Annotated in this window: 28 protein-coding genes; 19 read left to right on the top strand and 9 right to left on the bottom strand. The window is 41.5% G+C overall.

All coding sequences use genetic code 11. The features are described 5' to 3' along the window. The first annotated feature begins 6 nt into the window (after positions 1–6). Positions 7–1,059: a KGG domain-containing protein gene (locus ACXM0J_RS11790; protein WP_262470371.1), complete on the top strand. Its 1,053-nt coding sequence runs from the start codon at positions 7–9 to the stop codon at positions 1,057–1,059. Positions 1,060–1,122: 63 nt separating this feature from the next. Here ACXM0J_RS11790 and ACXM0J_RS11785 read toward each other — a convergent pair whose 3' ends face one another. Further along, positions 1,123–1,356, bottom strand: coding sequence for a hypothetical protein (locus tag ACXM0J_RS11785; RefSeq protein WP_002114518.1), 234 nt, complete (start codon positions 1,354–1,356; stop codon positions 1,123–1,125). 287 nt (positions 1,357–1,643) lie between these two features. On the opposite strand from ACXM0J_RS11785, the gene ACXM0J_RS11780 reads away from it, so the two are divergent. Beyond that, the gene (locus ACXM0J_RS11780; RefSeq protein ID WP_086266168.1) at positions 1,644–2,255 is read left to right on the top strand and encodes a LexA family protein; all 612 of its coding nucleotides are present in this window, start codon (positions 1,644–1,646) and stop codon (positions 2,253–2,255) included. Between the two features lie 71 nt (positions 2,256–2,326). Here the strand turns inward: ACXM0J_RS11780 and ACXM0J_RS11775 are convergent, their stop codons facing one another. Beyond that, positions 2,327–2,938, bottom strand: coding sequence for a LysE family translocator (locus ACXM0J_RS11775; protein ID WP_086266167.1), 612 nt, complete (start codon positions 2,936–2,938; stop codon positions 2,327–2,329). A 156-nt stretch (positions 2,939–3,094) separates the two neighbouring features. Between ACXM0J_RS11775 and ACXM0J_RS11770 the strand changes: the two genes are divergently transcribed. Next, positions 3,095–3,550 carry an Lrp/AsnC family transcriptional regulator gene (locus ACXM0J_RS11770; RefSeq protein ID WP_000376211.1) on the top strand — a complete coding sequence of 152 codons (456 nt, stop codon included), beginning with the start codon at positions 3,095–3,097 and terminating at the stop codon, positions 3,548–3,550. A gap of 58 nt (positions 3,551–3,608) precedes the next feature. On the opposite strand, the gene ACXM0J_RS11765 is transcribed toward ACXM0J_RS11770, so the two are convergent. Then, on the bottom strand, positions 3,609–5,225 hold the full coding sequence (locus tag ACXM0J_RS11765; protein WP_002114289.1) for a purine-cytosine permease family protein: 1,617 nt from the start codon (positions 5,223–5,225) through the stop codon (positions 3,609–3,611). A 195-nt stretch (positions 5,226–5,420) separates the two neighbouring features. Here ACXM0J_RS11765 and ACXM0J_RS11760 point away from each other — a divergent pair, with 195 nt between their 5' ends. From ACXM0J_RS11760 to ACXM0J_RS11750, 3 genes are all read left to right on the top strand, one after another. Further along, on the top strand, positions 5,421–8,885 hold the full coding sequence (locus ACXM0J_RS11760; RefSeq protein WP_086266166.1) for a hybrid sensor histidine kinase/response regulator: 3,465 nt from the start codon (positions 5,421–5,423) through the stop codon (positions 8,883–8,885). Beyond that, positions 8,882–9,841, top strand: coding sequence for a response regulator transcription factor (locus ACXM0J_RS11755; RefSeq protein ID WP_086266165.1), 960 nt, complete (start codon positions 8,882–8,884; stop codon positions 9,839–9,841). Before ACXM0J_RS11760 ends, ACXM0J_RS11755 begins: the two co-directional genes overlap by 4 nt. Before the next feature lie 142 nt (positions 9,842–9,983). Then, entirely contained in the window at positions 9,984–10,268 is a 285-nt protein-coding gene (locus ACXM0J_RS11750) for a GNAT family N-acetyltransferase (protein ID WP_005069864.1), read from the top strand. Between the two features lie 120 nt (positions 10,269–10,388). On the opposite strand, the gene ACXM0J_RS11745 is transcribed toward ACXM0J_RS11750, so the two are convergent. Then, positions 10,389–11,327 carry a LysR family transcriptional regulator gene (locus tag ACXM0J_RS11745; RefSeq protein WP_086266164.1) on the bottom strand — a complete coding sequence of 313 codons (939 nt, stop codon included), beginning with the start codon at positions 11,325–11,327 and terminating at the stop codon, positions 10,389–10,391. A 91-nt stretch (positions 11,328–11,418) separates the two neighbouring features. Between ACXM0J_RS11745 and ACXM0J_RS11740 the strand changes: the two genes are divergently transcribed. Continuing rightward, complete coding sequence (locus ACXM0J_RS11740) at positions 11,419–12,060, top strand: LysE family translocator (RefSeq protein WP_086266163.1); 642 nt, start codon at positions 11,419–11,421, stop codon at positions 12,058–12,060. Between the two features lie 89 nt (positions 12,061–12,149). On the opposite strand, the gene ACXM0J_RS11735 is transcribed toward ACXM0J_RS11740, so the two are convergent. Then, a complete protein-coding gene (locus ACXM0J_RS11735) occupies positions 12,150–12,887 on the bottom strand; it encodes an SDR family oxidoreductase (RefSeq protein ID WP_086266162.1) in 738 nt (245 codons plus the stop codon). A 125-nt stretch (positions 12,888–13,012) separates the two neighbouring features. Between ACXM0J_RS11735 and ACXM0J_RS11730 the strand changes: the two genes are divergently transcribed. Beyond that, positions 13,013–13,933 (top strand): LysR family transcriptional regulator, encoded by a 921-nt coding sequence (locus ACXM0J_RS11730; protein ID WP_086266161.1) that lies wholly within the window; start codon positions 13,013–13,015, stop codon positions 13,931–13,933. Between the two features lie 37 nt (positions 13,934–13,970). Here the strand turns inward: ACXM0J_RS11730 and yghU are convergent, their stop codons facing one another. The 3 genes from yghU to ACXM0J_RS11715 all read right to left on the bottom strand — a co-directional run bounded on the left by yghU (position 13,971) and on the right by ACXM0J_RS11715 (position 16,517). Next, positions 13,971–14,831 carry a glutathione-dependent disulfide-bond oxidoreductase gene (gene yghU, locus ACXM0J_RS11725; protein WP_086266160.1) on the bottom strand — a complete coding sequence of 287 codons (861 nt, stop codon included), beginning with the start codon at positions 14,829–14,831 and terminating at the stop codon, positions 13,971–13,973. A gap of 33 nt (positions 14,832–14,864) precedes the next feature. Next, positions 14,865–15,491: a glutathione transferase gene (gene yfcF, locus ACXM0J_RS11720; protein WP_086266159.1), complete on the bottom strand. Its 627-nt coding sequence runs from the start codon at positions 15,489–15,491 to the stop codon at positions 14,865–14,867. 120 nt (positions 15,492–15,611) lie between these two features. Beyond that, a complete protein-coding gene (locus ACXM0J_RS11715) occupies positions 15,612–16,517 on the bottom strand; it encodes a LysR family transcriptional regulator (protein WP_086266158.1) in 906 nt (301 codons plus the stop codon). A 110-nt stretch (positions 16,518–16,627) separates the two neighbouring features. On the opposite strand from ACXM0J_RS11715, the gene ACXM0J_RS11710 reads away from it, so the two are divergent. Further along, positions 16,628–17,059: a CidA/LrgA family protein gene (locus ACXM0J_RS11710; protein ID WP_213034473.1), complete on the top strand. Its 432-nt coding sequence runs from the start codon at positions 16,628–16,630 to the stop codon at positions 17,057–17,059. 11 nt (positions 17,060–17,070) lie between these two features. Continuing rightward, complete coding sequence (locus tag ACXM0J_RS11705) at positions 17,071–17,760, top strand: LrgB family protein (RefSeq protein ID WP_004792992.1); 690 nt, start codon at positions 17,071–17,073, stop codon at positions 17,758–17,760. Positions 17,761–17,767: 7 nt separating this feature from the next. On the opposite strand, the gene pdxR is transcribed toward ACXM0J_RS11705, so the two are convergent. Beyond that, a complete protein-coding gene (gene pdxR / locus ACXM0J_RS11700) occupies positions 17,768–19,258 on the bottom strand; it encodes a MocR-like pyridoxine biosynthesis transcription factor PdxR (protein ID WP_086266157.1) in 1,491 nt (496 codons plus the stop codon). A gap of 115 nt (positions 19,259–19,373) precedes the next feature. Between pdxR and ACXM0J_RS11695 the strand changes: the two genes are divergently transcribed. The 9 genes from ACXM0J_RS11695 to mdcH all read left to right on the top strand — a co-directional run bounded on the left by ACXM0J_RS11695 (position 19,374) and on the right by mdcH (position 26,890). Then, a complete protein-coding gene (locus ACXM0J_RS11695; protein ID WP_086266156.1) occupies positions 19,374–20,009 on the top strand; it encodes an FMN-binding negative transcriptional regulator in 636 nt (211 codons plus the stop codon). 42 nt (positions 20,010–20,051) lie between these two features. Then, the gene (locus ACXM0J_RS11690; RefSeq protein WP_069036399.1) at positions 20,052–20,645 is read left to right on the top strand and encodes a GNAT family N-acetyltransferase; all 594 of its coding nucleotides are present in this window, start codon (positions 20,052–20,054) and stop codon (positions 20,643–20,645) included. Between the two features lie 167 nt (positions 20,646–20,812). After that, positions 20,813–22,492, top strand: a complete 1,680-nt coding sequence (gene mdcA, locus ACXM0J_RS11685) for a malonate decarboxylase subunit alpha (protein WP_000399241.1) — start codon at positions 20,813–20,815, stop codon at positions 22,490–22,492. Further along, positions 22,492–23,376 (top strand): triphosphoribosyl-dephospho-CoA synthase, encoded by an 885-nt coding sequence (locus tag ACXM0J_RS11680; RefSeq protein ID WP_086266155.1) that lies wholly within the window; start codon positions 22,492–22,494, stop codon positions 23,374–23,376. The genes mdcA and ACXM0J_RS11680 overlap by 1 nt, the downstream gene beginning before the upstream one ends. Positions 23,377–23,378: 2 nt before the next feature. Then, positions 23,379–23,678 (top strand): malonate decarboxylase subunit delta, encoded by a 300-nt coding sequence (locus tag ACXM0J_RS11675; RefSeq protein WP_032011867.1) that lies wholly within the window; start codon positions 23,379–23,381, stop codon positions 23,676–23,678. Next, positions 23,671–24,522: a biotin-independent malonate decarboxylase subunit beta gene (locus ACXM0J_RS11670; protein WP_086266154.1), complete on the top strand. Its 852-nt coding sequence runs from the start codon at positions 23,671–23,673 to the stop codon at positions 24,520–24,522. The genes ACXM0J_RS11675 and ACXM0J_RS11670 overlap by 8 nt, the downstream gene beginning before the upstream one ends. Next, positions 24,519–25,346: a biotin-independent malonate decarboxylase subunit gamma gene (mdcE, locus tag ACXM0J_RS11665; RefSeq protein WP_086266153.1), complete on the top strand. Its 828-nt coding sequence runs from the start codon at positions 24,519–24,521 to the stop codon at positions 25,344–25,346. Before ACXM0J_RS11670 ends, mdcE begins: the two co-directional genes overlap by 4 nt. After that, complete coding sequence (locus tag ACXM0J_RS11660) at positions 25,337–25,945, top strand: malonate decarboxylase holo-ACP synthase (protein ID WP_086266152.1); 609 nt, start codon at positions 25,337–25,339, stop codon at positions 25,943–25,945. Before mdcE ends, ACXM0J_RS11660 begins: the two co-directional genes overlap by 10 nt. Positions 25,946–25,957: 12 nt before the next feature. Continuing rightward, positions 25,958–26,890, top strand: coding sequence for a malonate decarboxylase subunit epsilon (gene mdcH, locus ACXM0J_RS11655; protein ID WP_086266151.1), 933 nt, complete (start codon positions 25,958–25,960; stop codon positions 26,888–26,890). Positions 26,891–26,913: the final 23 nt, after the last annotated feature.

Below are 26,913 nucleotides of genomic sequence, written 5' to 3'. Positions count from 1 at the left end.
ATAACTATGGCTAATACTAGATATGAAGATGATGATAACAATAGAACAGGTACTTCAAATCGTGGATTTGCAAGTATGGATCCTGAAAGAGTACGAGAAATAGCTAGCAAAGGTGGGCGAGCTGCTCACGCGAGTGGTAATGCACATGAGTTTACCTCTGAAGAAGCTCGTGAAGCTGGCCGAGCAGCCCATGCAAGTGGTAACGCTCATGAATTTACGTCTGAAGAAGCGCGTGAAGCGGGTGCATTAAGCCATAAAAATGATGGCCGTAATGGTCGTGGCCGCGGTCGTGATGATCACGATGATGATGACGATCGCGGTAGCCGCTCAAGTGGTCGTGGTCGCAGCCGTTATGATGATGACGATGATCGCGGAGGCCGTTCAGGTGATCGAGGCCGAGGTCGCAGCCGTGATGACGATGATGATGACGATCGCGGTGGCCGCTCAGGTGGTCGAGGTCGCAGCCGTTACGACGATGATGATGACGATGATCGCGGAGGCCGTTCTGGCGGACGAGGTCGTGGTCGCAGCCGTGATGACGACGATGATGATGACGATCGCGGTGGTCGTTCAGGTGGCCGAGGGCGAGGTCGCAGTCGTGATGACGACGATGATGATGACGATCGCGGAGGCCGTTCAGGTGGTCGAGGCCGAGGTCGTAGCCGTGATGACGACGATGATGACGATCGCGGTGGCCGCTCAGGTGGTCGAGGTCGCAGCCGTTACGACGATGATGATGACGATGATCGCGGAGGCCGTTCTGGCGGACGAGGTCGTGGCCGCAGTCGTGATGACGATGATGATGACGATCGCGGTGGCCGTTCAGGTGGCCGAGGTCGTGGTCGCAGCCGTGATGACGACGATGATGATGACGATCGCGGTGGTCGTTCAGGTGGCCGAGGTCGCAGTCGTGATGACGACGATGATGATGACGATCGCGGAGGCCGTTCAGGTGGCCGAGGTCGTCGCCGTAGCCGTGATGACGACGATGATTATGATGGCCGTGGTCAAAACTCTCGTAATCAAAAACGTGATGCCTACGGACGTTTTACGTCCTAAGCAGAATGTTTTAAAAACAAAGGAGGCTTTTGCCTCCTTTGTTTTTTAGCTTACTTACTGTATTTACTGAGGGAGAGGTTGTAAGCCTTTTACAATATCAAGGTATTCAGAGCCGTTTAACCAAAAAGATTTTTTCAAAAAAAGTGTCGTCATAATACTTTCGGCTGCTTCGCTATCTGGATTTTCACAAAATAATCCGTAGCTTTCACCTAAAACCGCATCATTTTCAATTAGGCGGATATAGTAAGCATGTTGCTCATTTGCATAACCTAAAACCGCATCACGTTGATTTTTCATTTCGCATGTCTCCATACCAAAAAACTGAATTTAACCAGAATGTTAAGTGTTCAGAATCTCATTTGATAAAAATCAAAAAACAGTCAGCGATAACGACTATTCCGAAATAGGTTTTGATTTTCTTCAAATTGCCATTTTGGTTAAAACATCCCTGTTAAAAGCAAAATGGATTAAAATCTGATCATGAGATTTATTGTTATGCAAAAAAAATATTTCGTCAACTTGAAAATGTAACTTTTTCAAGTTACATTGTTTGTGTAGGATTTGAACAGTGGAATGGAGGCAATATGCCAAAGAAAAAAGAGTTCGAGCATGGCGGTGCACGAGAAAATGCCGGACGTAAAGCACAGTTCAATGAACCCACCAAAGTCATTCGTGTTCCCGAGTCTCAAGTTAACTTTATCAAAAATTGGTTACTGAATAATGTCAAAACTAATAACTTGACCGACTTTAACTCAAAACTTAATGTCCAACAGGTCCACCCGAATAACGATAAAATTTACCACATTCCTTTGGCAACTGAACGTGTTGCGGCAGGTTTTCCTTCACCTGCGCAAGATGATATTGAGCAAGCACTCGATTTAAATGAATATTTAATTAGAAATGAAAATGCCACGTTTATTGTTAAAGCCAACTCTTTATCCATGTTAGATGCTGGAATTGATATTAATGATCCGCTTATTGTGGACCGTAGCATTCCCGCTAAATCGGGTGATATTGTGATTGCACTCATCGACAATGATTTCACTGTGAAGCGCCTAATGATTGATAGTCAATTTCAGCCACCTAAAATTTGGCTGAAAGCTGAAAATCCTGATTATCAAAATATTTATATTGAAGAGGGGCAAGAACTGGTTATTTGGGGAGTGGTGACTTATAACCTCAAACGAATGAGATAATTTTTTCTCATATTTTATTATTCAAGTTACTGACCTGAAATGGAGGCCAGTAACTTTTGCTGAATGACTTTTTAAATTTGCCCAATCAATAAACATGTAGCGATAACAACCATCAAACCACCTGAAAAACGACCAACTAACTGTGCTGCTTGTGGTCTGGTTTTTAAAATAGCCTCTGAACCATAACCTACCATTAAGTAAATTATCGCGCAGCTAATCATGTGAACAACACCAAAGGCAAGAATTTGTGTTGTCACTGACCATGAAGCAGTAGTATCAATAAACTGAGGAAGCAGGGCTAAAAAGAGTAAAAAAACTTTCGGGTTTAATCCACTCACGTAAACGCCTTTGGTTGCCCAGCTCAACCATGACTGAGCTTTTTCAGAATCTGACTCGTTCGGAGTAGGAGGGGTAAGTAATAAGTTTATTCCCATCCATAATAAATAAGCAGAACCCGCAACAGTAAGGATCATCAGAGCAGTTGGGTTATTTGCTACAAGCAGACCAACACCAGCCGCTACCAATAAAATCGTAATAAAGTGCCCAAATAGCATACCTGCAACAGCGGGGACGACGACTTTGCCTTTAATCCCTGCCGAAATGGCGTAGGCCCAGTCTGCTCCTGGCGTAATAATAAAAAGAATGGAGACACTCCAAAATGCAATAAAAATATTAAAAGCCATATACTTATCTCGGCAAACTATTTTCCAAAGGTTTCGCCCGTGGTTTAGAAAAAATCCCTATTTATTCGAGCTTGTTGAAAATAATATGCTCATGTATTTAGAATGTGCTTTTAAATGTTTGCTCATATCACACTCATTTGGGGTAAATTTTTCTAAATGGATCGCACAGATAAAAAGATTCTTGCTGAATTGCAATTAAATGGCCGATTATCTATTACCGAGTTGGCAGAAAAAGTCGGTTTGAGCATTTCACCTTGTCATAGACGAGTGAAGGCTTTAGAAGAGTCAGGAGCTATTAAAGGATATCGGGCAGAACTCGACCCAAACTTAGTGGGATTTGAATTTTCAGCGATTGTTTTTATTACGCTTAAAGAGGGCGATAAACAGGCAGTCGAGAAGTTTGAAAATGCCGTGATAGACATACCGCAAATTATTCAGGCACAGCGTTTGTTTGGTGAGCCAGATTATTTACTACATGTGGTGGCTAAAGATTTACCTGCTTTTCAGCGTTTGTACGATGAAAAATTATCTGCTATTCCAAGTGTGCAACGACTCATCTCAACCATTGTGATGAAAGATGTAGTGCCTGAACGTTTATTCCCGATTGGCTAAGAATCATCAGATATAAAAAAAAGAAGCTTTAAAGCTTCTTTTTTAGTTTTAAGAATATTTAAGCGTCAAGTGTTTTACACAAAGAACAGATCGTACCGTTATGTTTGTGAGAGAACATAATATCTGGACGCTCATAGCCTTGCTCACATACACGGCAGTGATAGACGGTAGCAACAGGAGTCCCTTCAGCATCGTAACGTGGTTCTTTAATACCGTCATCGTGTGACTTGATGTAGTATTTTCCTTTGGTTAATAGGCCCATGATTGGTGTTAATACAAAGGCAAGCACAAGTGCGATAAGCGGTGAGTAAGGCGCCAAGAAACTACCGAGTAAGCCGAAGAATGCTGCAATCGATAAACCTGCTGAAACAAGGAATGCAACCATACCGACAGGGTTTACGTTGTATAGCATGTCACGGCGGTATTCCGGCTCTTTAGGTGAAAGTTTTAAAACATATTTGTTGATTGAAATGTCTGTTGCAACAACTACAACCCATGCAATTGCAAAGTTTGAATAGAATCCTAAGATTTTACCCAGTACCGCAAACATGTTGCCTTCCATTAAAGCAAGCGCAATTGCTAAGTTCACCATCACAAAGACAATACGACCAGGATAATGTTTGCTAATACGAGTGTAGGCACTTGTCCATGCAAGGGAACCAGAATAAGCATTGGTCACATTAATTTTAATTTGAGAAATAACTACCAAAATCACTGCAAGTGTTAAAGCTGCCCAGCCCGGAAGCATGTCATGAAACGCCGCATTAAACTGTTGAACAGGTTCAGTGCTGTTTACGCCCGGTATTTTAGTGAGTAAATAGAACCCTAAAAACGCCCCAATAATTTGTTTGATTGCCCCTAAAATCACCCAACCCGGACCCGCTGAAATAACGGCTGCCCACCATGCTTTGCTATTTTCTTTTGTTTTAGCAGGCATGAAACGTAAGTAATCAATTTGCTCACCAATTTGCATGATGAGCGATAAACAAATACCAGCACCCAGCATGATTGCAGCCATGTCTACGGTTGCAAAACCTTCGTTACCTGTAAAAGTGGCAAACTGGCTGACTAAGGTTGGTTCTTGATAAATCAGGTAGGCCACAGGACCAATCATCAGAACGAGCCAAAGCGGGGTAGTCCAGACTTGTAATTTGCTTAAGGCTTTCATACCGTAAATTACCAGCGGTATGACCATAACTGTTGAGATGAGGTAACCTGCCCAAAGCGGAATGCCTAAACCGAGCAATAAACCTTGCGCCATGATTGAACCTTCAAGGGCAAAGAAAATAAAGGTGAAACTGGCGAAAATGATACTGGTCAGGACTGAACCGATATAACCGAAACCTGCACCGCGGGTAATCAAGTCAAGATCGATGTTATAGCGCGCTGCGTAGTAGGCTAAAGGAATGCCTGTTAAGAAGATAATAATCGCTGCAAATAAAATGGAGAAAACAGCATTGGTTGTTCCGTAAGACATACCAATACTGGCGCCAATAGAAAAGTCAGCAAGATAGGCAATACCACCAAGTGCAGTAATAGCGACAACTTTGGGACTCCAGCGCCGAAAGCTGTGTGGAGCATAACGTAAAGTATAATCTTCTAAGGTTTCATTCACTGCTTTTTGTGAATCTGTACCTTGCACAGTGTCCAGATTTGGATGTTCAGATACACTCATAACATCAATCTCCCAATCATTTTCGGTCAATCAACACAAATATTGATCATTGTTTTTTGATGGATTTGAGTGTGTGATTTTTGGGAAAAATTGAAAATACGTTATTTTGCGTATATGTGCGTATTCGAGAAAATCGCCATGATAAATGACTTTTGGCATAAGGTTTGCTGGGTTTAATACAGCCCTATCCAAAACATGAGTGTTATGCCAGATTCTTCACGCCCCCAACAAGCCCCACAACGTGTGATCAAAACACGCCGTGAATATAATATTTGGGTGGCAGATGAAAGTATCGAAGATTATGCGCTCCGCTATGCACCGACCTCAGTACGAAAATGGTCACCTTGGACTGTGACCAACACCGCAATTTCGACCGTTAGCTTTTTGGCGATGGAAGCCATTGGGGCAACCATGCTTTGGCAGTATGGCTTTAGCAATGCAGTATGGGCAGCAATTGTCGTATGTACCATTATATTTTTAACCAGTTGGCCGATCAGTTATTACGCTGCAAAATATAATGTAGACGTCGATTTGCTTACTCGTGGTGCAGGTTTTGGCTACATTGGCTCAACCATTACATCTCTGATTTATGCCAGCTTTACCTTTATTTTGCTTGCGTTTGAAGCCGCAATTATGGCGATGGCACTTGAGCTTGCTTTAGGTATTCCGCAAGTTATTGGTTACTTAATTTCTGCCTTAGTGATTTTGCCTTTAGTAGTTAAAGGCATTGGTTTTATTAATAAAGTTCAGGCAATCACACAACCCATCTGGCTCTTATTGCTGTTATTACCGTGGTTTTTTGTACTTTGGAAACAGCCACAAATTTTAAGTAGCAGCCTGCATTTTGTTGGTGCGGTTTCAAACTCGACTGATTTCAATCTGTATTACTTTGGTGCGGCGTGCACTCTTATTTTTTCATTTGTGATCCAAATTGGTGAGCAAGCCGACTATTTACGTTTTTTACCCCAACAAGAAAAGAACAGAACTGCATGGCGTTTTGCTGTTTTTTTAGGGGGGCCATCTTGGATTATTTTTGGATTTCTAAAAGTTTTGATGGGCATGCTGCTGATGGTGTTGGCTTTTCAGTTGTTTATTCCTGTCTCTGAACTAGATAATCCGACTTATTTGTATTGGGTTGCCTATCAACAATTTATTCCAAACCCTCAGCTAGCGTTAATATTGACTTTAGCACTGGTTTGCTTGGCGCAAATTAAAATTAATATGACTAATGCCTACGCTGGCTCACTGGCATGGTCAAACTTTTTTGCGCGCTTAACTCATAGCCATCCGGGGCGAATTGTCTGGCTTCTTTTTAACGTTTTTATTGCCATTGTTTTGATGGAAATGGGGATTAGCCATGCAGTTGAACGCATTTTGGGGCTATATAGCAATATCGCTTTGGCATGGATTGGTGCCGTTGTTGCCGATTTAATTATCTGTAAGCCTTTAGGTCTAAGCCCGAAAGGAATTGAATTTCGCCGTGCTTATTTATATGACATTAACCCCGTAGGTGTGGGCGCATTACTGATTGCCTCAGTGTTATCTATGCTGAGTTATTTGGGCTTTTTTGGTCTCATGGCAAAAGGCTTGGCGAGTTTCATTGCTCTAGGGAGTGCGGTGTTATGCGTGCCTGTCATTGCTTACTTAACCAAAGGCAAATATTACATTGCACGCCAACCTGAAAAAATTCAAGCGACGTCGGTTGCTAACTGTGTGGTATGTGAAAGGGACTATGAACTTGCCGATATGGCTGGCTGTCCAGCCTATAACGGTACGATTTGCTCTCTATGCTGTTCACTTGAAGCACGCTGTCACGATTTATGTAAACCCGATGCACGTTGGTCAGTACAGCTCAAAAAAGCCATCTGGCACTATTTACCAGAACGTTGGGCTAGCCGTTTAAATAGTAGGGTCAGTTTGTATTTATTATTGACTTTAGGGCTGTCTATTGTTTTGGCAGTGAGTTTAAGTCTGGTTTATATCCAAGAAAAAACCTATTTAGAAACCATTAATGCCGCAGCCGTTCCTCAGTTATTTACACTGTTTGTCAAAATTTACACCATTTTATTTTTATTAATGAGTGTTGCTGCATGGTGGTTAGTGTTAAACGATGAAAGTCGTCGTAATGCCGAAATCGAAACGCATCAGCAAACTGCATTATTGATTGATGAAATTGCTGCCCATGAAGTCACTTCAAAAGACCTGCAAGATGCCAGAATTTCAGCAGAACGGGCAAATGATGCAAAAAGCCGTTATGTCATTGGCATTAGTCACGAACTAAGAACGCCTCTAAATAGTATTTTAGGCTATAGCCAATTACTTCAAAAACAAGAGCAGCTTTCAGAACAAGGCAAAATGGCGCTCGGTGTGATTAGCCGTAGTGGGCAGCATTTAACTTCACTGATTGACGGTTTACTAGATTTAGCGCGAATTGAAACAGGCAAGATTTCTTTAAATGTAGTGGACGTTCATTTCCCAAATTTTATTGAACAAATTATTCAAATGTTTCAGCCACAGTTTGAACAGAAGAATTTACAGTTTGTTTATGAAATTGGAGATAACCTGCCGCACTATGTTCGTACCGACAAAAAACGCTTAGAGCAAGTGCTCATCAATTTGCTGGGCAATGCCTTAAAGTTTACGACGAGCGGCACAATTACTTTGAAGGTCGAGTACCGTTTTCAAACAGCTTACTTTGAAATTAGAGATACGGGCTGTGGTATTGCCGAGGCAGATTTAGAGCGAATCTTTAATCCGTTTGAACGGGGCAGTAATGTGGTTCAAGGCGGATTTACCGGAACAGGACTCGGACTACCCATTGTAAAATTATTAGTCGATTTACTCGGTGGACAGTTATCTGTGACTAGTCAGCTCAATCAGGGTTCACACTTTAAGATTAAGTTTTATTTACCTTCAAAAGAAGTAGTTCATCCAATTTCTAATGTTTACTCCAACCAAATTACAGGCTATCAAGGCGAACGAAAACGAATTTTGGTTGTCGATAATGAAGCGGTGGACCGAGGATTAGTTGCTAATTTTCTCAAACCTTTAGGATTTATGATTGAAGAAGCCGAGTCGGGCATTGATTGTTTAAGACGTGTACCTATTTTTCAGCCGAACCTGATTTTGATGGATTTAAATATGCCTTTGATGGGCGGGTGGGAAACAGCACGATTGTTACGTCAGAATAATATTACCAATGTACCGATCTTAATTATTTCGGCCAATGCAGGCGAGCGCGAAGTCAATCCACAAGATGCCGTCTTAAGTGAAGACTTTATGTTAAAACCAATCGACCTGAATTTGTTGCTCAGTAAAATTGGAGATAAGTTAGGTTTAGTATGGATTGATTCCAAATCAGATGCACACCTTGAAAATAATGAAGTTCAAGCATTGGATGTAAAAGTGTTTAAGCAAGAGCAAGCCACTGTTCATACATCAATTACACAACCAGAAAATAATGATCTGCTCGATTTACCGCAAAGCTTGCAGCATTTAAATGATTTAATTGGACAGGGTTATATTCGAGGAATTCAACAGACTTTAATGCAATGCCGTCAAAATTTTCCGGAGCATGATGAGTTATGGGAACAGTTGGAACAGGCTATTCAAAAGTTTGATTTAAAACACGCGCAACGATTAATTCAGGATAAGCAATGAGTACGCAACATGTTTCTTTTCAGCAAGCTTCGCCAAACGAGCAGGCTGTTATTCTGATTGTGGATGATGTGCCAGAAAATTTAGGCTTGCTACATGAAAGTCTAGATCAGGCAGGTTATCGCGTACTTGTCACAACCGATGGGTTAAGTGCTATTGAAATAGCACACCGATGCTTACCAGATATGATTTTGCTTGATGGCAATATGCCACATATGGACGGTTTTGAAAGTTGTATACAGCTTAAAGCGAGTCCGATTACGCAGTTTATTCCCGTTATTTTTATGACAGGTTTGTCTGAGACAGAACATATTGTGCGTGGTTTTCAGGTCGGCGGGGTGGACTATGTAACCAAGCCTCTGAATATAGAAGAAGTATTAGCAAGGGTAAAAACACATTTGGCACATGCCAAACTATTGCAGCAACAGAAACAGGTGATTGATGCGACGGAAACAGCCATTCTTGCGCTAGATGTTCAAGGTAAAATTGTTTGGAAAACCCAAAAAGCCAGTGATTTACTGAATCAATATTTACCTGAATTAGAGGGCTTTGAAGCAGGCTTAAAAGCTTGGTTTTCAGACTTAGAAAATGAAAAAGACCCTAAAAAATTAACCAGCTGTTCTTATTCAACGCCATCCCAGCAATTACAGCTGTTATTGCTTACACCGTGGGAAAGTGAGCAAAGTGTGGCAAAAAATTATCTGATACAGATTAAGACTTCTACGCCGGCTTTGGAAATGGCTGATATTTTGAAATATTGCCCACAGTTGACTCAACGTGAGGCAGAAGTCATGCACTGGTTATTGTTAGGGAAAACCAATAAAGATATTGCAGAAATATTGGAGCTTAGTCCACGGACCGTGAACAAGCATTTAGAACATATTTTTGAAAAACTTTGCGTTGAAAATCGAACTGCTGCCGTGGCGCACATTAATAGTTTGGTGCAAGAGTTTCACTAATTTAATTGACGATTGTATTTAAAAAGCATACAGACTCACTGCTAAAAATAGTCTATTTTTTTACACTTAAATTTGTTCTTATAGATAAAGATATATAAAGTCATTTTTAAATAAATTTAAGCCATAATATGAGGAATTCATTGTGAATATTCAACAAAAAGATGATGCAAAACACGGCAGCTTTAGCTTACTTGATGGTGAAACTGTTGCAGGCGAAATGACTTATACATGGGCAGGCGAAGGCATGCTGATTATTGATGCTACAGATGTAAATGAAAATTATCGGGGACAAGGCGTAGGTCGCCAATTACTGGATGCTTTGGTGGCTTTTGTTCGTGAAAAAGACGTAAAGGTGATTCCGCTTTGCCCATATGCTAAATCGGTTTTTGATAAAGACCCAAGCATTGGCGATGTACTTAGAAAATAAGCAGTAGATTGAAAATTATTTAAGAAAAATCGGGCGTTGGTGTCCGATTTTTATTGGATGTTATGAAATTGTGATTTATAAGATAACTTTAGAATTTGCAGATAATTTTAACTAAGTTAACTACACAAATGCTTTTAATAACGTTGGTTCTGCTGCTAGTTTATCTGCTAAATATTGAATCAACACACTTAATTTAGGCGGGACATGCCGTGTCGGTGGGTAAAGTAACCACAGCCCACCGCTATAATAGGTTTTAAAATACCAGTCTGGTAAAACCTGAACTAAGGTACCTTGTTGTAGAGCATGGCGTGCCACGAAGTACGGCAAGCTCGCAATACCTAAATGCTGTAATGCTGCACTCAAACGCACACCCGTATGGTTTGCCGCATAACGTCCACGCACAGTCACACTTATCGATTTATTTCCTTGTTGAAATTTCCATTTTGAGTCACTGGCTTGTTCACCTAAGTAAATACAGTCATGCTGTTTTAAATCATGAGGATGGTTCGGAGTGCCATGCTTTGCTAAATATTCAGGTGTGGCACAAACCAAGTGATCAATATCAATGAGCTTTCGCCCCATCAGCCCACCCGGTGGTTGCTCTGTAATTCGAAGTGCTAGATCAACGCCATCATCAATCAGGTCTATATAACGATCTTCTAAAAGCATTTGTATATCAATTTTCGGGTAGCGCTCTAAAAACTCGGGTAAATGCGGGTGAATCATAAAATGTCCCACAGCTTTCGGAACACTCATACGAATAATACCTTCTGGCTCGACATGAAATTGCCCAGAACTTTCCATGACTGCTTGTGCCGCATTGACCATATCTAAACAGCGTTGATAGACCTGTTGTCCACTTTCACTTAAACGAAGTTTCCGGGTGGTCCGATAGAGTAAGCGGGTGCCTAAAGCACGTTCTAAACGAGCAATCGCACGACTAACAGCAGAAGGTGTTGTACCAAGCTGGCGGGCAGTTTCAGAAAAACTTTCCGACTCGACCACCTTAACGAAAGTCGCCATTTCATTTAACAGAACCAGACTTTGATTTGTGCTCATGAGGCAAAAGTTATTTGGATTTTAATTGGATTATCGCGTCTAAAAAATCACAATACAATCTTTTAGGTGATTTTCAGGAAACTAAATTGTTATGTGGCAGTTGTATGGGCATGAGTTTTTAACGCTAGCTCTCATTCACTTTATGGCGGTGATTTTACCGGGACCAGATTTTGTGATTACGGTAAGACAAAGTGTGCGTTATGGCTACTTAATAGGGTGTATGACCGCAATTGGTATTGGCGTCGGGATTTCAGTGCATGTGTTTTATACGCTTGTTGGCATTGGTTTTTTGATTCAACAAAGTGAATGGCTCATGTCACTGATTAGAACAGCGGGAGCATCCTACTTGCTGTATTTAGGATGGCAGTGTTTACACAGCCAGCCGAATACCAACAATATTGAGATTAATAGTCAAGCAGACAGTGACACGCCGAGTTTATTTAAAGCCTTTACGATGGGTTTTCTGACTAATGCGTTAAACCCCAAAGCCACTATCTTTTTTCTGGCAATTTTTACGACGATTGTAAGTACAACGACAGCGATGAAAGTTCAGGTCTTTTATGGGGTGTGGATGTGTATGGTCAATGCCATCTGGTTTATGATAGTGAGTGTATTGTTTGCTCAGCCTATTGTACGTAAACGGTTTTTAGAGTTCGGAGTTTATTTTGAGCGGGTAATGGGATTGTTGTTGATTGGGATTGCATTGAGATTGATTTGGGGATTGTTTGTTTAATTTAACTTGATACGTTGTCATCACATTCATTTGATAAGTTTGAAATATATTTTATATATTCCAAACTTAGACTTTCTAAAATATAGAAATTAAGCAAATCCACCATTTACTCGAATGACTTGAGAATTTACCCAACGTCCATCTGGACCAGCTAGCATGGCAACTACGTCAGCAATTTCGTCAGGTGTTCCGATTCGTTCCAATGGAGCAAGTTTTGCAATAGCTGCCACTTGCTCTTCAGTTTTTCCATTGTAAAAAAGGTCAGTGCCTGTCGGGCCGGGCGCAACTGCATTTACAGTGATATTTCGTCCACGTAACTCATTTGCTAACACATGTACCAAACCTTCGACACCTGCTTTTGAAGCAATATAAGGACCATATGCCGGAAAAAATTTGGCAATTACACTGGTTGAAAGCGCAATAATCCGACCACCATCTGGCACTGTTTCGGCCGCATGTGCCAATATTAAAAACGAGCCACGTAAATTGGTATGAATCACTTTATCGAAATCTGGCAGGCTTTCAGGTGTAATTTTTGCCATAGGCATAATACCGGCACTATGAACTACCACATCTAACTGACCGTTAATCGCTTTAGCTTCTTGAAACAAACGGCTCACCTCATGTTCATTTGCGACGTCCGCTTGAATAGCTGAGGCTTGACCACCTTGCTCAATAATATGTTCTACAGTGGCTTGAGCATGCACTTTATTGCCAGCATAGTTAACAATTACATAAAAACCATCTTGAGCTAAGTGTTCTGCAATAGCACGGCCAATACCACGTGATGCACCAGTAACTAGAGCTGTTTTTCTTGAAATATTCATTTTTAGATTGCCTGTTTGAGTAGGTATGGCTTATTTTAATAATATAGAAATATGGGATAAATCATCAGAATTGGATAAGATAATTCCATATAAATTAATAATTGGCAGAGTTAAAAGCGAGCACTATGGATAAATTTGATACCTTGCAACTTTTTACCCGCATCGTAGAGCTAGGTAGCTTTAGTCAGGCAGCCGATCAGCTAAATATCCCACGTGCTACTGCAAGTAATGCCATTAAGGAGTTAGAGAGTAATTTACAGTGCCGTTTGCTAGAACGGACGACTCGGCATGTAAGACCATCACTAGATGGACAGGCATTTTATGAACGCTGCACACAAATATTATCGGAACTTGATGATGCAGAATCATCTTTACGCAATGTAATTGCTCAGCCCCGTGGTTTATTACGAGTCGATTTATCAGGCGCACATGCGACTAAAATTGTTTTACCCAATATCGATCAATTTCACGAGTTGTACCCCGACATTGAACTAGTAATCAGTACGGGGGATCGCTTGGTTGATCTGATTAGGGAAGGGATAGACTGTGTGGTGAGAGCGGGGCGTTTGGATGATTCCACTTTAATTGCTAGACATTTGGTGGATATGCCACAAGTGATTTGTGCAAGTCCTGACTATTTAAATAAACATGGAATGCCACAGCAACCAGAGGATTTGTTATCACATTATTGTGTTAATTTCTTTTCGACATCAGGTGGACGGAATTATCCATTTGAATTGATGGTGAACGGTAAAAAACAAGATTATTTTTTAAAAAGCTGGATCGCGGTAAATGATGCTGAAAACTATGTATTATCTGCTTTACGTGGGGCAGGTTTAATTCAGGTTCCGCGCTATCATGTGGCGAATGAATTAAAAGACGGGCAACTGGTTGAGGTTTTATCTGAATGGGAAATCCCGAAGATGTCAGTTTCTGCTTTATATCCGCAGCATCGGCAGCTCTCGCCACGCGTACGCGTTTTTGTCGCTTGGCTGAGTGAGTTATATACGAGTTATTTTGCCAACTTTGAATACCCGCAAAAATGAAATATCTTGCGGGTAAGTCAAAAACTGAATGATATTTTTAAGACTGATTCTGCAATTTATCTTGAGTCTTGGTCTCAAAATCACTTGCATCATGGCGTTCATGCAACTGTGTAGCTAAATCACCAAAAGTACGGTTGACCATACGACCACGTTGAACCGCAGGGCGTGCTAAAATCGCATCTGCCCAGCGCTGAACATTTTTATATTGTTCGACACCTAAAAACTCCGCGCCGTTATACACCCAGTTTTTAACCAGACCACCATACCAAGGGAATGCTGCAATATCAGCGATGCTATATTCAGAACCTGCTAAATATTCATTTTTTGCTAGATGCTGATCTAACACATCAAGTAAACGTTTCGTTTCCAAGGCAAAGCGATTAATTGCATATTCAACTTTAACGGGTGCATAAGCATAAAAATGCCCAAAACCGCCACCTAAGTAAGGCGCGCTGCCCATTTGCCAGAATAACCAATTAAGACATTCGATACGTGCAGCAATATCAGTTGGAATGAATGCTTTAAACTTTTCAGCCAAGTAAAGCAAAATTGAGCCAGACTCAAACACTCTTAATGGCGGGTTTTGGCTATGATCAACTAACGCTGGAATTTTAGAGTTTGGATTAATTTCCACAAAGCCACTGCCAAATTGCTGTGCTTCACCAATTTTAATCAACCAAGCATCATATTCAGCATTTTGATGTCCTAATGCTAAAAGCTCTTCTAGCAAAATAGTGACTTTTTGACCATTAGGCGTTGCTAAAGAATAGAGCTGGAGCGGATGTTTGCCAACTGGAAGCTCATGTTCGTAACGCGCACCCGAAGTAGGTTGGTTTAAATCGGTTTTTTCTCCAGTCCATTGCCAAACTTGTGGAGGAATATAGGTTGAATCACTCATTTTTTATCTCGTGTTTGGTGTAAATAAAAGGATTTATTTATGTCGCAAGGCGAGCCATTTTTGTACAGTCGGACGTTGCCATTGCTTTAATGCATAGTTTTTTAAACGTTCTGGTACAGCATCACCATTTTGGATAAGGCGTTGCAACATCAGGGCAAGTTCAGCATCCACAATGCTCCATGAACCAAAAAGAAATTCGGCATCAGACGCAAGAAGTTTTTCTGCAACAAAGAAAAGTTTCTCGGCTGCTTTTTTGCCTTCTTCTGAAAGTGGAGTGGACTTGGGCTGAATAAAAATAATATCGGTTGGACGCTCAGTTCTTAGTTCCACTAAGTCGGATCGGAGCCATGCCTGAATTTGTCTTGCTCTTGCGCGTGCTTGAATATCTTTTGGATAAATAGATGTGTCTGGATAAAGCTCTTCAAGATATTCCAAAATGGCGGAGGATTCTGATAAGGCAAAATCATTATACTCAAGTACAGGCACTTTGGCAGTTAATGACTTTGCTACATAAGATTTTTCAAACTGGCCTTGCTGGCCTAAGTTGATGGTCGCTATTTCAAATGGAATTTGTTTTTCATGTAGCCCGACAAAAACAGTAAATGCATAGGGGCTTAGAAATTGTGAATCTGTGTACAGCATAAAATGTTCATTATTCATTGTTATTGTCCATGTCATAAAACAATCGGATTTAGTCTAAGTGAGCTGATCCAAGATTGGGTAGCTTTTTTGTGGAAAAGCTTTATCAGTTTTTGAATTAAGCCATTTCAGTGTTCAACGTTAGGGCTTAATGTGCTGAAAATGTTGACGAACAATGCTAAGCCATGCCTGTACCGCTGGTGAGACAGGAAGATTCTTTTTCCAAGCCATGACTAAGTGCCACTGAATATTTGGTTTTTCAAGCGGTACCGCTGCAAATAAACTAGGGTCAAGCATGTCGGTATAATATTGTGGCAAGAGAGCAATTCCCATGCGTTGTAACACCATATCTGCCAAAAGGTGCCATTGGCTGGTACGGCAAGCAATGGTTGGGTAAAAACCATGCTGCTTACAGGCATCGAGAATAATACTGTTTAAAGAGAAATTTTCAGGAAACATTAAAAACGATTGGTGTTGTAGCTCTTCTAGATTTATTTTTTTGCGTGTTGCCCAAGTCGCATCCCGACGTAAAAGAACCATTAAAGGGTAGTTACATAGCTCAATACTATTGAAAATTTGCGTATCAAATGGCTGCAATAAAACGCCAACGTCTAACTCGTTATTGAGTAAGGCTTGTTCAATACCACGTGAACCCACTTCCATAAAAGCCAATTCAATATCTGGTAATTGCTGATGATAATCAAACAGGGCAGTTGTTAGAAGCTGCGAACCTAAAGGCGGAACGCCAAGTTTTAAAGTTCCTGTTTTTAATTGTTGGTAGTTTTCAATTTCAAGAAAGATGTTCTGTTCTGCCTGAAGAAGCTCGATCGCATGTTGATAAATGCGTTCTCCAATTTCAGTTAGTTCAATTTGTCTTTTTCGTCCATGATCAGGTTTAACCAACAGCTGTACCTGAAGCTGTTCTTCAAGCTGCTGTAATATTTTACTAATAGTCGGTTGAGTCAGATACAACTCTTCAGCAGTACGGGTAAAGCTTTTAGTTTTGACCAGCGTAACGAAGCACTGTAGTGATTTTAGTGAAAGCATAATAAAGAATAAATTATTCCATTTTAGAATAATATTAGCATGAATAATTCATATTTAGCAGATTTAACCAAGATAGTATAATAGTGTAGTTAACCATTTAATTTCACAAAATGAGTACTGAATCTGCTTCTGGCACACCCACACTACCTTCACTTTTAATTTTATTTAAACAAATTTTGATATTAGCTGGATTTTGGTGGTTCGGATATCTGTTACATCAAAAACTCGGCGTACCTGTCTCAGCAGGTATTTTAGGTATGTTTTTATTGCTTTTATGCCTATTCTTTAAAATTATCAAAATGGAACAGGTAGCAATGGGAGCAACCGTTGTTTTAGGTGAGCTGTTACTGTTTTTCGTACCCGTAGTCGTTGCTGTAGTTCAGTATAAAACCTTGTTTATGACCGAAGGCTGGCAAATTGTGTTGAGCATTGCGGTTGGGACTATTTCGGTCATGCTCAGTACGTGCCTGACGATTCACTACTACAATCGTTTAAAGGCTTATTTACAGGCTCGAAAACGTCTTCAACATAAGCATATCTAAGAGAAAATGACATGAATATCTGGTCAATTCTTTGTCTGATCTGGACTTTGGTAGCCTATGTTGTGGCAAAGCGAATCTATCAGAAAAATCCAAAACTTTGGTTATCACCCGCGATTAGTGTACCTGTACTCACCATTATTTTGATGACGATTTTTGGAATTTCCTATCAAACTTATGCAGAAGATACGCAGTGGATTGTTAATTTATTAGGGCCTGCAACAGTTGCTTTCGCTGTACCGATTTATCGTTATCGGGAAACGATTCGTAAAAACCTTGGCGTCCTTTCGATTGCAATTATTGTGGGCATGAGCGTAGGTGTGATGTCAGCCTATGAGATGGCGCAGTGGTTCCACTTTAGCCCTGAAGTGACCAATAGTTTGATGGCACGTTCTATTTCCACACCATTTGCCATGATTTTAGCGGAAGATATTCACGGTTCGGCAGCATTGGTTTCTTTATTTACTGTCATTACGGGTTTGGTCGGTATGATTTGTGGTGATGCAATTTTAGCGATTACTAAAATTCGTTCTAATGTGGCCAATGGGGCAGCCTTCGGAAATGCAGCCCACGGTTTTGGTACAGTTAGAGCACAGCAACGCAATAGCGAAGAAGGTGTAATTGCCAGTTTAACCATGGTCATTGCAGGTATTTTAATGGTACTGATTGGGCCATTTGCGATTCATTTATGGTTGTTATTGTAGGCTTTTTCTAATTCGGCTTGTCATGTTGTTGAATAATTCTTGATAGTTTTTTGATGGCTTGTCTCATCAGCTCCGGTTCAAAATCACCTAAGCCAACAATTAAACCCGGACGTTGTTGTTCTTGTGAAAATGTCGGTGAAATTGCTTTAATGGCAATGCCTGCATCGACTGCCGAGCTTGCAACGTCAATATCATTAATATGCTGAGCAAGCCATAACACCATATGCATGCCTTGATCGCCCGGCTGTAACCAAGCCAGTTCTTGAGGTATGTATTTTTCAATCAAGCCAATAATGTATTCTCGGACTTCTGCATAGACATTTCGAGTGCGTCGAATATGTCGTTCCAAATAACCCTCTTGAATAAAAGCTGCCAAAACGTGCTGGTCGGCAGCAGGTGGGTGTCGATCAATTAATACTCTGAGTCCACAAAAAGATGCTACCAACTCTTTAGGCAATACTGCATAACCAAGTCTAAGTGATGGAAATAGGACTTTACTGAAAGTGCCAAGATAAATGACTTGGTCGGGTGCCATGCCTTGCAAAGATGGGAAGGGCTGTCCGTTATAGCGAAGTTCACTGTCATAGTCATCTTCAATGATCCAAGCATTTTGCTGTTTTGCCCAAGATAATAAAGCTGTACGTCTTGCAAGACTCATCGGCATGCCAAGTGGATATTGGTGAGACGGTGTCACAAAAGCAGCACGTGCATTTTTCGAAAGTCTAATTCCGGTTTCAACCTGAATGCCTTCTTCATCAACAGGAACACGTACCATACGAATGTTTTGTACAGTATGCTCAAAAATGGCCGTTGTCCCCCGATAAGCTGGATCTTCAATCCAAACTTCATCTTTTGCTTCAAATAAAATCTGGCTGCAAATATAAAGTGATTGCTGAATACCGGGAGTAATTACAATTTGTTCAGGTTCGCAGTGGACAGAACGTGACCGTCGTACATAGTCGGCTATAGCAATTCTTAGTGATAATACCCCTTGAGGTTCACCATATCCTGAAGGAACACCTGCTCCCCGTGATCTATATTTATTACCAAATTTACGCCAAATATCACTTGGTTGAGTACGTCCAACGGGGACAGATACCGCAAAAGGAACATGGGGAAGTGGCTTAAATTCATCAAGCACTTTGGCATAAGAACGTGCCGATTTGGTCAAAGAGATCGAGTTAGGTTTATTTTCTTTTGAAGAATGTTGTATTACAGATGTTTTAACCAAAGCATGAGACACATAAGTGCCAGTTCGTGGTTGAGAGTCAAACACACCTTCAGCTAAAAGCTGATCATAAGCTTCAATAATAGTTCCTCGTGCGACCCCAAGTGTTTGAGCCAGTTCGCGTGAAGAAGGCAACGGATCGCCGGGTTGTAAATCACCACTTTGTACAGCTTCGCGTAAAGCTTGAGTCAGTTGAGCACTTATCTTTCCTTGGCTTTTATCAATCTTTGCAATAGACGGAAGTTCAACAACTTTTGCCATTCTGGCCATAATTCTGGTCTACTTAAAAAAATACAAAGTGGTTCTTTTTAATAAACCACAGAAACCAGAAAATTTACAACACAAAATATAAATAACCCTGATATTTACAGTGAGGTTTTGAGCCATGTATATCCCCGATGATTATGCAGAAAACCGTTTGGATGTATTACATTCTCTTATTACCGAATATCCATTTGGTGTGCTTTTTACTCATGGAAGTAATGGCTTAGATGCAAATCATCTTCCATTTGAATTGCTGGTAAATGAAGAGAACTTGGGTGTGCTACATGCGCATGTGTCTAGAGTTAATCCTGTCTGGCAGGACATTAAAAATGGAGATGAGGTGTTGGTCGTGTTCCAAGCAGGCGATGCTTATATTTCACCAAACTGGTACCCATCCAAACATGAACAGCACAGACAAGTACCGACATGGAATTATAGGGTTGTGCATGCATATGGCAAAGTGACGATTCGAGATGATGAGCGATTTGTCCGTGGCGTGGTGGCTCGTTTAACCCGTACTCATGAGGCATCTCAACCTGAACCATGGAAAATGTCTGATGCACCAAAAGACTATCTTGAACCGATGTTAAAGGCGATTGTGGGAATAGAAATTGAAATTACCAAGCTGCAAGGAAAATCAAAACTTGGGCAAAACAAAGAACGCCGAGACATTTTAGGCGCGGCAGATGGCCTATCAAAATCTGGTCATCAAACTATAGCGGACGCTATGTATAGTGTGGCTGAGTTAAATAAATAATTTTGAAAATATAAAACTTTAATATCAATTGAGGAGACAAAGATGTCTTTTACTACACCTGTTGAGTTGGTAGGTGAGCACGTTATTTTAAAGCCCTTAGACTTAACTCAAGCTGAATCACTGGCAGAGGCTGTTTGTGATGGGGAACTCTATAATCTTTGGTATACCCGTGTGCCAAGACCTGAACAAATGGCTGCTGAAATTGAAAGACGTCTCGGTTTACAAAGTTCTAGTTCTATGTTGCCATTTTATATTGAAGATCGAAAAACAGGTCGGGCGTTGGGTATGACAACTTTAATGCATATTGAAGAAGCACATCGCCGTGTAGAAATTGGTTCGACGTGGTACCGAAAGTCTGCACAGCGTACACCTGTAAATACTGAGTCTAAAAAGCTATTGTTGGCTCATGCATTTGAGACTTTAAACTGTATTGCTGTTGAGTTACGCACATCTTCTTTAAATGTTCAAAGTCAAGCCGCGATCGTACGTTTGGGTGCAAAGCTCGATGGCGTGCTGAGAAGCCATCAAATTGTGAAAGACGATATTTTGAGGGATACCCATGTTTATAGCATTTTAAAACATGAGTGGCCTGCGGTTCGCCAAAATCTGGAATGGATGTTGAATAAACCACGTTAAAAGGAATTTTAAGCAAGCTGTTTTTCTCTTTTTTGGCTTAGCCAGAAGAGAGAAGCTGTGATAATCATTAACCTGAAGTTAATAACTGCTGATCTAGGTTGATTGATCAAAAGTCCATAAAGCGTTTTTATAGATTCAGAACAAAACTGCGATCTATAGGTAAGCACATGGAAGGATCAGTTCAGAATAAAGAACGGTTATGGACAAAGCGGCGTCATGCCAAACAACTAAAACTAGAGATGGCAAACCAATATACCGATGGTGTGGTCATTCCAACTCAGGACATTATTAAAGTTTTAGAAACCTTAATTACACCGGGTGACAAGGTTGTACTCGAAGGGAATAACCAAAAACAAGCAGATTTCTTATCGCGCTCTTTGGCTCAAACCAATCCAGATATTTTGCACGATTTGCATATGATTATGCCAAGTGTCGGGCGTTCGGAACATCTTGATCTGTTTGAAAAAGGGATTGCGCGTAAGCTCGATTTTTCTTTTGCTGGCCCACAAAGTTTACGTATTAGTCAGTTAATTGAAGATGGTTTACTAGAGATTGGTGCCATTCATACCTATATCGAGTTGTATTCACGTTTGGTGGTCGACCTCATTCCAAATGTGGTGCTCTCGGCGGGTTTTATGGCGGACCGCCAAGGCAATATCTATACAGGCCCTAGCACCGAAGATTCTCCAGCACTTATTGAACCGGCGGCTTTTAGTGACGGTATTGTGATTGTTCAGGTCAATGAACTGGTCGATGACGTTTCAGATTTACCACGTGTCGATATTCCTGCTTCTTGGGTTGATTATGTGGTGGTGGCAGATCAGCCATTTTATATCGAACCGTTATTTACTCGTGACCCGAAACACATCAAGCCAGTGCATGTGCTTATGGCCATGATGGCAATTCGCGGAATTTATGAAAAGCATAATGTGCAATCGTTAAACCATGGTATTGGTTTTAACACTGCGGCAATTGAACTGATTTTACCGACCTATGGAGAGTCTTTAGGTTTAAAAGGAAAAATCTGCCGAAATTGGACTCTGAATCCGCATCCAACCTTAATTCCAGCGATTGAAACAGGTTGGGTTGAAAGCGTCCATTGTTTTGGTACCGAACTAGGTATGGAAAAATATGTTGCTGCTCGTCCCGACGTTTTCTTTACAGGTCGTGATGGCGCTTTACGTTCCAACCGCATGATGTGTCAGCTTGCAGGTCAATACGCTGTTGATCTATTTATTGGTGCAACTTTGCAAGTTGATGGCATGGGGCATTCTTCGACTGTTACCAAAGGTCGTTTGGCTGGTTTCGGTGGTGCACCAAACATGGGGCATGATCCGCGTGGCCGTCGTCACGATACGCCAGCATGGCTAGATATGCGCTTGCAAGGTGCCAATGAAACAGAAACCTATTTGGCACGTGGTAAAAAGCTGGTGGTGCAAATGGTGGAAACCTTCCAAGAGGGTGGCAAGCCAACTTTTGTAGATCGCCTTGATGCGATTGATGTTGCTAAAACGGCTGGTTTACCTTTAGCACCAATCATGATTTATGGCGATGATGTCACTCATCTACTGACTGAAGAAGGCATTGCTTATCTATATAAAGCAAGCAGCCAAGAAGAACGTCAAGCCATGATTGCTGCGGTGGCAGGCGTAACCAGTATTGGTTTAACTCAGGACCCTAAAACAACAGCACGTTTAAGAAGCGAAGGCTTGGTGGTATTCCCTGAAGATTTAGGTATTCGCCGCACCGATGCAACACGTGAGCTTTTAGCTGCAAAAAATATTGCCGACTTGGTGACATGGTCAGATGGTTTATATCAACCCCCTGCAAAATTCAGGAGTTGGTAATGATGGCACAAGTTCAATATCAAACGCTCAGCGATAGTCAGCTTTTGGCAAGTTTAGCGGTCGAAGCGTTAATTGATGAAGTGAATTTGACGCCTAAACCAGCCTTGGTAGATCGCCGTGGCAGTGGTGCACACGATGACCTGACTTTGGAATTAATGGAGCGCTCTGCGAAAAGTTTAGGGCCTATGTTTGAAGAAATGGCTCAAGCAGCCATACATCATGGTGAGGTTTGTTTGGCCTTACGCGAAGACATTGGTGAAATTGGTCGCCAAGGTGAAAACACCATGATGTTGGCGACAGATGGCGTCAACACACACCGCGGTGCAATTTGGGCCTTGGGTTTAATGGTTACTGCAGCAGCATTGGCACGCACGAATCAACAGTACTTATCGGCTGTTGGGCTATGCCAGTTAGCAGGCCAGATTGCTCAGCTTGAAGATCGTTTTATTCCAGAGCAGGCCTTAAGTCATGGTCAGCAAGTACAGAAAAAATTAGGCATCTTAGGTGCCAAAGAACAGGCTCAACAAGGCTTCCCAACTATTGTGAATTTTGGTTTAAAGCAACTTTATCAAAGCCGTAGTAAACCCATGAAGGAAGAGTTCGCGCGTTTAGATGCCTTACTTGCCATGATGACTGACCTGACCGATACCTGTGTGCTTTATCGCTCGGGAAAATCGGGTTTAAAGCGTATGCAACAAGGTGCTCAGCAAGTACTTGATTTGGGCGGTAGCTCAAGCTTGGAAGGTCGACGTGCTTTGCATCTTTTAGAGATTGATCTGCTTCGGATGAAAGCTTCAGCTGGTGGTGCCGCAGATTTGTTGGCAGCAACCTTGTTTATAGATCGTGCTGAACAGTCATCTGGAAAAAATAAAGAGGGATTTTGATGATGGAAACACTTCATTTTGAATTTGTGGCCACAAAGCCACCTGTAAAAAAAGCATTAGTAGGATGTGTTGGCTCGGGCGATTTAGAAATTTTGATGGAACCCGGTGAAACAGGCAAAGCTTCTATTCAAGTGGTGACTTCGGTAGACGGCAGTGCGGCGCGTTGGCACAATCTTTTTGAACGGATTTTTACTGCGCAAATACCGCCAGCGGTCAATATTGATATTCATGACTTTGGTGCAACTCCCGGTGTCGTTCGCTTACGTCTAGAACAAGCATTGGAGGAAATTGCTCATGACTGATATTCAGAGTTTGTTAAATAAACAAGATTTTATTGAACTCAGCGCAAGAGAACGTGCCAAAGCATTGTTAGATGAGGGGACTTTTCGAGAGTTACTCGACCCATTTGCCCGTGTTATGTCGCCTTGGTTGGTTCAGCAAAATATTGTCCCGCAAGCCGATGATGGTGTAGTGGTTGCAAAAGGATCTATTCAAGAAGATCCAGTGGTTCTAATTTCTATTGAAGGCTTATTTCAAGGCGGAAGTTTAGGCGAGGTAGGCGGAGCTAAAATTGCGGGTGCCTTAGAACTTGCAGTTGAAGACAATCTGAAAGGTATTCCAACGGCTGCAATCTTATTACTAGAAACTGGTGGCGTTCGCTTACAAGAAGCAAATCTGGGTTTGGCAGCCATTGCTGAAATTCAGGCTGCAATTGTGAACTTACGCCAGTATCAACCCGTGATTGCAGTGGTTGCAGGCAGTGTAGGGTGCTTCGGCGGTATGTCAATTGCGGCTGGTTTATGTAGCTATATTGTAATGACACAAGAAGGACGTTTAGGTCTAAATGGCCCACAAGTGATAGAACAAGAAGCTGGTGTACAAGAATATAACGCCAAAGATCGTCCATTTATATGGAGTATTACGGGTGGTAATCAGCGCTTCACTAGTGGTTTGGCAGATGCTTTTGTAGACGATGATCGTCAGAAAATTCGCCAGCAAGTTATCGATTATTTAACTCAAGGCGTACCTCATCAGCATCGTAGTTCAAATTACACATTCTATTTAGAAAAGCTGCAACAAGTTGATACTGCTGAGCAGATTACCCCAGCACAAGTTCAAGCTTTGTATCAAGGAGAGCAAGCATGAATATCGCCGTTGATACATTAAAAGCATCTACTCGTGGTGCACATTGGTTTAAAGCACTAACGCAAGGCTTTAAGACAGTTGAAGGTTTTCCAGCTTCGATTTGGGTGGCTGATGGTCAGCTTGAGCAGCAAGCGGTGCGTGTGATTGCAGTTGTGCAAGACAGTAATAATCTGTTCCCGCGGGCAAAACAAGGAGAAGTTGGATTATTAGAAGGCTGGAGTTTGGCAAAAGCAGTCGATGATGTGATCCAAGTCGATGCACAGGCTGAAACTAAACGCGGTATTTTATGTCTGGTTGATGTTCCAAGTCAGGCCTATGGACGACGTGAAGAATTATTAGGCATTCATCAAGCTTTAGCGGGTGCAGTAGATAGCTATGCTAGAGCCAGATTAGCAGGCCATCCTATTATTAGCTTGTTGGTTGGTAAGTCGATGTCGGGTGCTTTCTTGGCGCATGGATATCAAGCCAATCGTATTATTGCTTTAAAAGACTCAGGTGTTATGGTGCATGCAATGGGTAAAGAATCTGCCGCACGCGTTACCTTGCGCTCGGTTGATGAGTTAGAGCAATTGGCCTCAAGCATTCCTCCAATGGCCTATGACATTGAAAGTTATGCCACGCTTGGTCTGTTATCTGAACTGTTATCTGTCGAAAACCCTGAACAACCGACAATTGATGATCTTTCATTAGCAAAACAGGCAATTGCACAAGCGTTTAAAGAAATTAATGCCGATCAATCTAGGGGATTGGAACAAAGACTGCATGGCCAAAACCGTCAAATGTCTAAAAAGGTCCGTGAGTTATTGCGCGAGCAATGGTCATGAAACTTAAGCTCGAAGCCCATGATTTACTGTGGGGCATGACGGTCGATTGCTTAGCCGCTGATGCTCCGCATTGGGTGAAAGAGGTGTTGCAACGAGGTGATCCTGTTGTGGTTCGACGGGAAACTACTCCTGAAGATCAGGTGGCTGTGGGTATAAGAGGACAATTTCGCTATCAACGATATGCAGCGCAAATACCAAGATCTTTAATTAGCAGACAGCTTAAACCCGAAGCATTGGCTGAAGTTAATCCAAGTCACTTTAAACACTTGGCAGAACGTTTACAGAGCATTTCTAGCATTATGAAAAATTTTTCAGGATGTTGGGGATATACAGGAAGTTTCGGGTTTGAGCTAGCAACTGGCATTAAAACAGTAACCCAACAAAGTGACATAGATTTATTGATTCGAGCTGAACAACCTTTTGCCAAAAAGCTGGCAATTGAATTACTCGAAAATTTTCAGCAAGCAGCGCTTAATGTGGATATACAACTGCAACTACCACAAGGTGGTTTGGCATTAAAAGAATGGGCTGGGAACAGTGGAAAAGTTCTATTGAAACGTCCTGATGGTGCTGTTTTATTAGAAAACCCATGGAATTAGGGAATAGATATCATGGCTTCAATTTGGGTATATCCGGGGCAAGGTGTGCAACGAAGCAATATGTTGCACGACTTACCTCAAACCGCTCTAGTTAAAGAATACCTTGAGCGTGCATCGGATGCACTCAAAGAAGATGTCTTGATGCTAGATAGTCCGGCTGCATTGCAGTCGACACGTGCAGTACAGCTTTGTTTGCTGGTTTCAGGTGTGATGAGTTCAGCCTTATTAACAGCGGAAAACTTAACACCAGATTATGTAGCAGGTTTATCAATTGGTGCATGGTCGGCTGCGGTTGTAGCAGGAGTTTTAGCCTTTGAGGATGCCGTTCGTTTAGTTGCCTATCGAGGTGAACTCATGCAAAACGCTTACCCCACTGGATATGGCATGACAGCTCTGATTGGTACAGACCGTGCAGCTGTTGAAACATGGGTCAAACAGATTTATGAAATAACGCCAGAGGTGTTTGTCGCAAATATTAATGCACATAATCAAATTGTTATTTCAGGAAATTTTGAAACCATGAACCAAGTTGCTTTTTTGGCAAAGCAACAAGGAGTCGTGGCAAAAAAATTAGATGTATCGGTGCCATCGCACTGTGAATTATTAAGTCAGCAAGCAAAGCAACTTGCAGCGTCTATGGAGGGAGTGACTTTAAAGCAGCCTAAAATACGTTATTTAAGTGGTACAACGGCTCGTACGCTTAGCAGGCCAGAACAGATTGGTGATGACTTGGCTTTTAATATGAGCCGAACTGTAGATTGGGAAAGTACCATCCAAGCTGCATGGGAGCGAGGTGTGAGGTTGCAGATTGAAGCTTTACCGGGAACGGTGCTTACTACACTTGCACGTCGAATATTTAAAGAAGGAACTGTATTGTCATTTCAGGGAACACGTTTAGACAGCATTCAATTAGCAATGCAAAATGAAAATAACGCTTCTTTGTAATTACAATATAAATTAAAAATTCA

Source organism: Acinetobacter sp. GRABPA_MV_2 (genome assembly GCF_056725885.1).
The sequence above is the reverse complement of the archived record's forward strand: the minus strand, read 5'-3'. Positions and strand labels throughout refer to the sequence as shown.

What these genes read in the sequence shown, in the direction of transcription:
- ACXM0J_RS11790 (WP_262470371.1), top strand. Translation starts at nt 7, where the DNA reads ATGGCTAATACTAGATATGAAGATGATGATAACAATAGAACAGGTACT.
- ACXM0J_RS11785 (WP_002114518.1), bottom strand. Translation starts at nt 1,356, where the DNA reads ATGAAAAATCAACGTGATGCGGTTTTAGGTTATGCAAATGAGCAACAT.
- ACXM0J_RS11780 (WP_086266168.1), top strand. Translation starts at nt 1,644, where the DNA reads ATGCCAAAGAAAAAAGAGTTCGAGCATGGCGGTGCACGAGAAAATGCC.
- ACXM0J_RS11775 (WP_086266167.1), bottom strand. Translation starts at nt 2,938, where the DNA reads ATGGCTTTTAATATTTTTATTGCATTTTGGAGTGTCTCCATTCTTTTT.
- ACXM0J_RS11770 (WP_000376211.1), top strand. Translation starts at nt 3,095, where the DNA reads ATGGATCGCACAGATAAAAAGATTCTTGCTGAATTGCAATTAAATGGC.
- ACXM0J_RS11765 (WP_002114289.1), bottom strand. Translation starts at nt 5,225, where the DNA reads ATGAGTGTATCTGAACATCCAAATCTGGACACTGTGCAAGGTACAGAT.
- ACXM0J_RS11760 (WP_086266166.1), top strand. Translation starts at nt 5,421, where the DNA reads ATGAGTGTTATGCCAGATTCTTCACGCCCCCAACAAGCCCCACAACGT.
- ACXM0J_RS11755 (WP_086266165.1), top strand. Translation starts at nt 8,882, where the DNA reads ATGAGTACGCAACATGTTTCTTTTCAGCAAGCTTCGCCAAACGAGCAG.
- ACXM0J_RS11745 (WP_086266164.1), bottom strand. Translation starts at nt 11,327, where the DNA reads ATGAGCACAAATCAAAGTCTGGTTCTGTTAAATGAAATGGCGACTTTC.
- ACXM0J_RS11740 (WP_086266163.1), top strand. Translation starts at nt 11,419, where the DNA reads ATGTGGCAGTTGTATGGGCATGAGTTTTTAACGCTAGCTCTCATTCAC.
- ACXM0J_RS11735 (WP_086266162.1), bottom strand. Translation starts at nt 12,887, where the DNA reads ATGAATATTTCAAGAAAAACAGCTCTAGTTACTGGTGCATCACGTGGT.
- ACXM0J_RS11730 (WP_086266161.1), top strand. Translation starts at nt 13,013, where the DNA reads ATGGATAAATTTGATACCTTGCAACTTTTTACCCGCATCGTAGAGCTA.
- yghU (WP_086266160.1), bottom strand. Translation starts at nt 14,831, where the DNA reads ATGAGTGATTCAACCTATATTCCTCCACAAGTTTGGCAATGGACTGGA.
- yfcF (WP_086266159.1), bottom strand. Translation starts at nt 15,491, where the DNA reads ATGAATAATGAACATTTTATGCTGTACACAGATTCACAATTTCTAAGC.
- ACXM0J_RS11715 (WP_086266158.1), bottom strand. Translation starts at nt 16,517, where the DNA reads ATGCTTTCACTAAAATCACTACAGTGCTTCGTTACGCTGGTCAAAACT.
- ACXM0J_RS11710 (WP_213034473.1), top strand. Translation starts at nt 16,628, where the DNA reads ATGAGTACTGAATCTGCTTCTGGCACACCCACACTACCTTCACTTTTA.
- ACXM0J_RS11705 (WP_004792992.1), top strand. Translation starts at nt 17,071, where the DNA reads ATGAATATCTGGTCAATTCTTTGTCTGATCTGGACTTTGGTAGCCTAT.
- pdxR (WP_086266157.1), bottom strand. Translation starts at nt 19,258, where the DNA reads ATGGCCAGAATGGCAAAAGTTGTTGAACTTCCGTCTATTGCAAAGATT.
- ACXM0J_RS11695 (WP_086266156.1), top strand. Translation starts at nt 19,374, where the DNA reads ATGTATATCCCCGATGATTATGCAGAAAACCGTTTGGATGTATTACAT.
- ACXM0J_RS11690 (WP_069036399.1), top strand. Translation starts at nt 20,052, where the DNA reads ATGTCTTTTACTACACCTGTTGAGTTGGTAGGTGAGCACGTTATTTTA.
- mdcA (WP_000399241.1), top strand. Translation starts at nt 20,813, where the DNA reads ATGGAAGGATCAGTTCAGAATAAAGAACGGTTATGGACAAAGCGGCGT.
- ACXM0J_RS11680 (WP_086266155.1), top strand. Translation starts at nt 22,492, where the DNA reads ATGATGGCACAAGTTCAATATCAAACGCTCAGCGATAGTCAGCTTTTG.
- ACXM0J_RS11675 (WP_032011867.1), top strand. Translation starts at nt 23,379, where the DNA reads ATGGAAACACTTCATTTTGAATTTGTGGCCACAAAGCCACCTGTAAAA.
- ACXM0J_RS11670 (WP_086266154.1), top strand. Translation starts at nt 23,671, where the DNA reads ATGACTGATATTCAGAGTTTGTTAAATAAACAAGATTTTATTGAACTC.
- mdcE (WP_086266153.1), top strand. Translation starts at nt 24,519, where the DNA reads ATGAATATCGCCGTTGATACATTAAAAGCATCTACTCGTGGTGCACAT.
- ACXM0J_RS11660 (WP_086266152.1), top strand. Translation starts at nt 25,337, where the DNA reads ATGGTCATGAAACTTAAGCTCGAAGCCCATGATTTACTGTGGGGCATG.
- mdcH (WP_086266151.1), top strand. Translation starts at nt 25,958, where the DNA reads ATGGCTTCAATTTGGGTATATCCGGGGCAAGGTGTGCAACGAAGCAAT.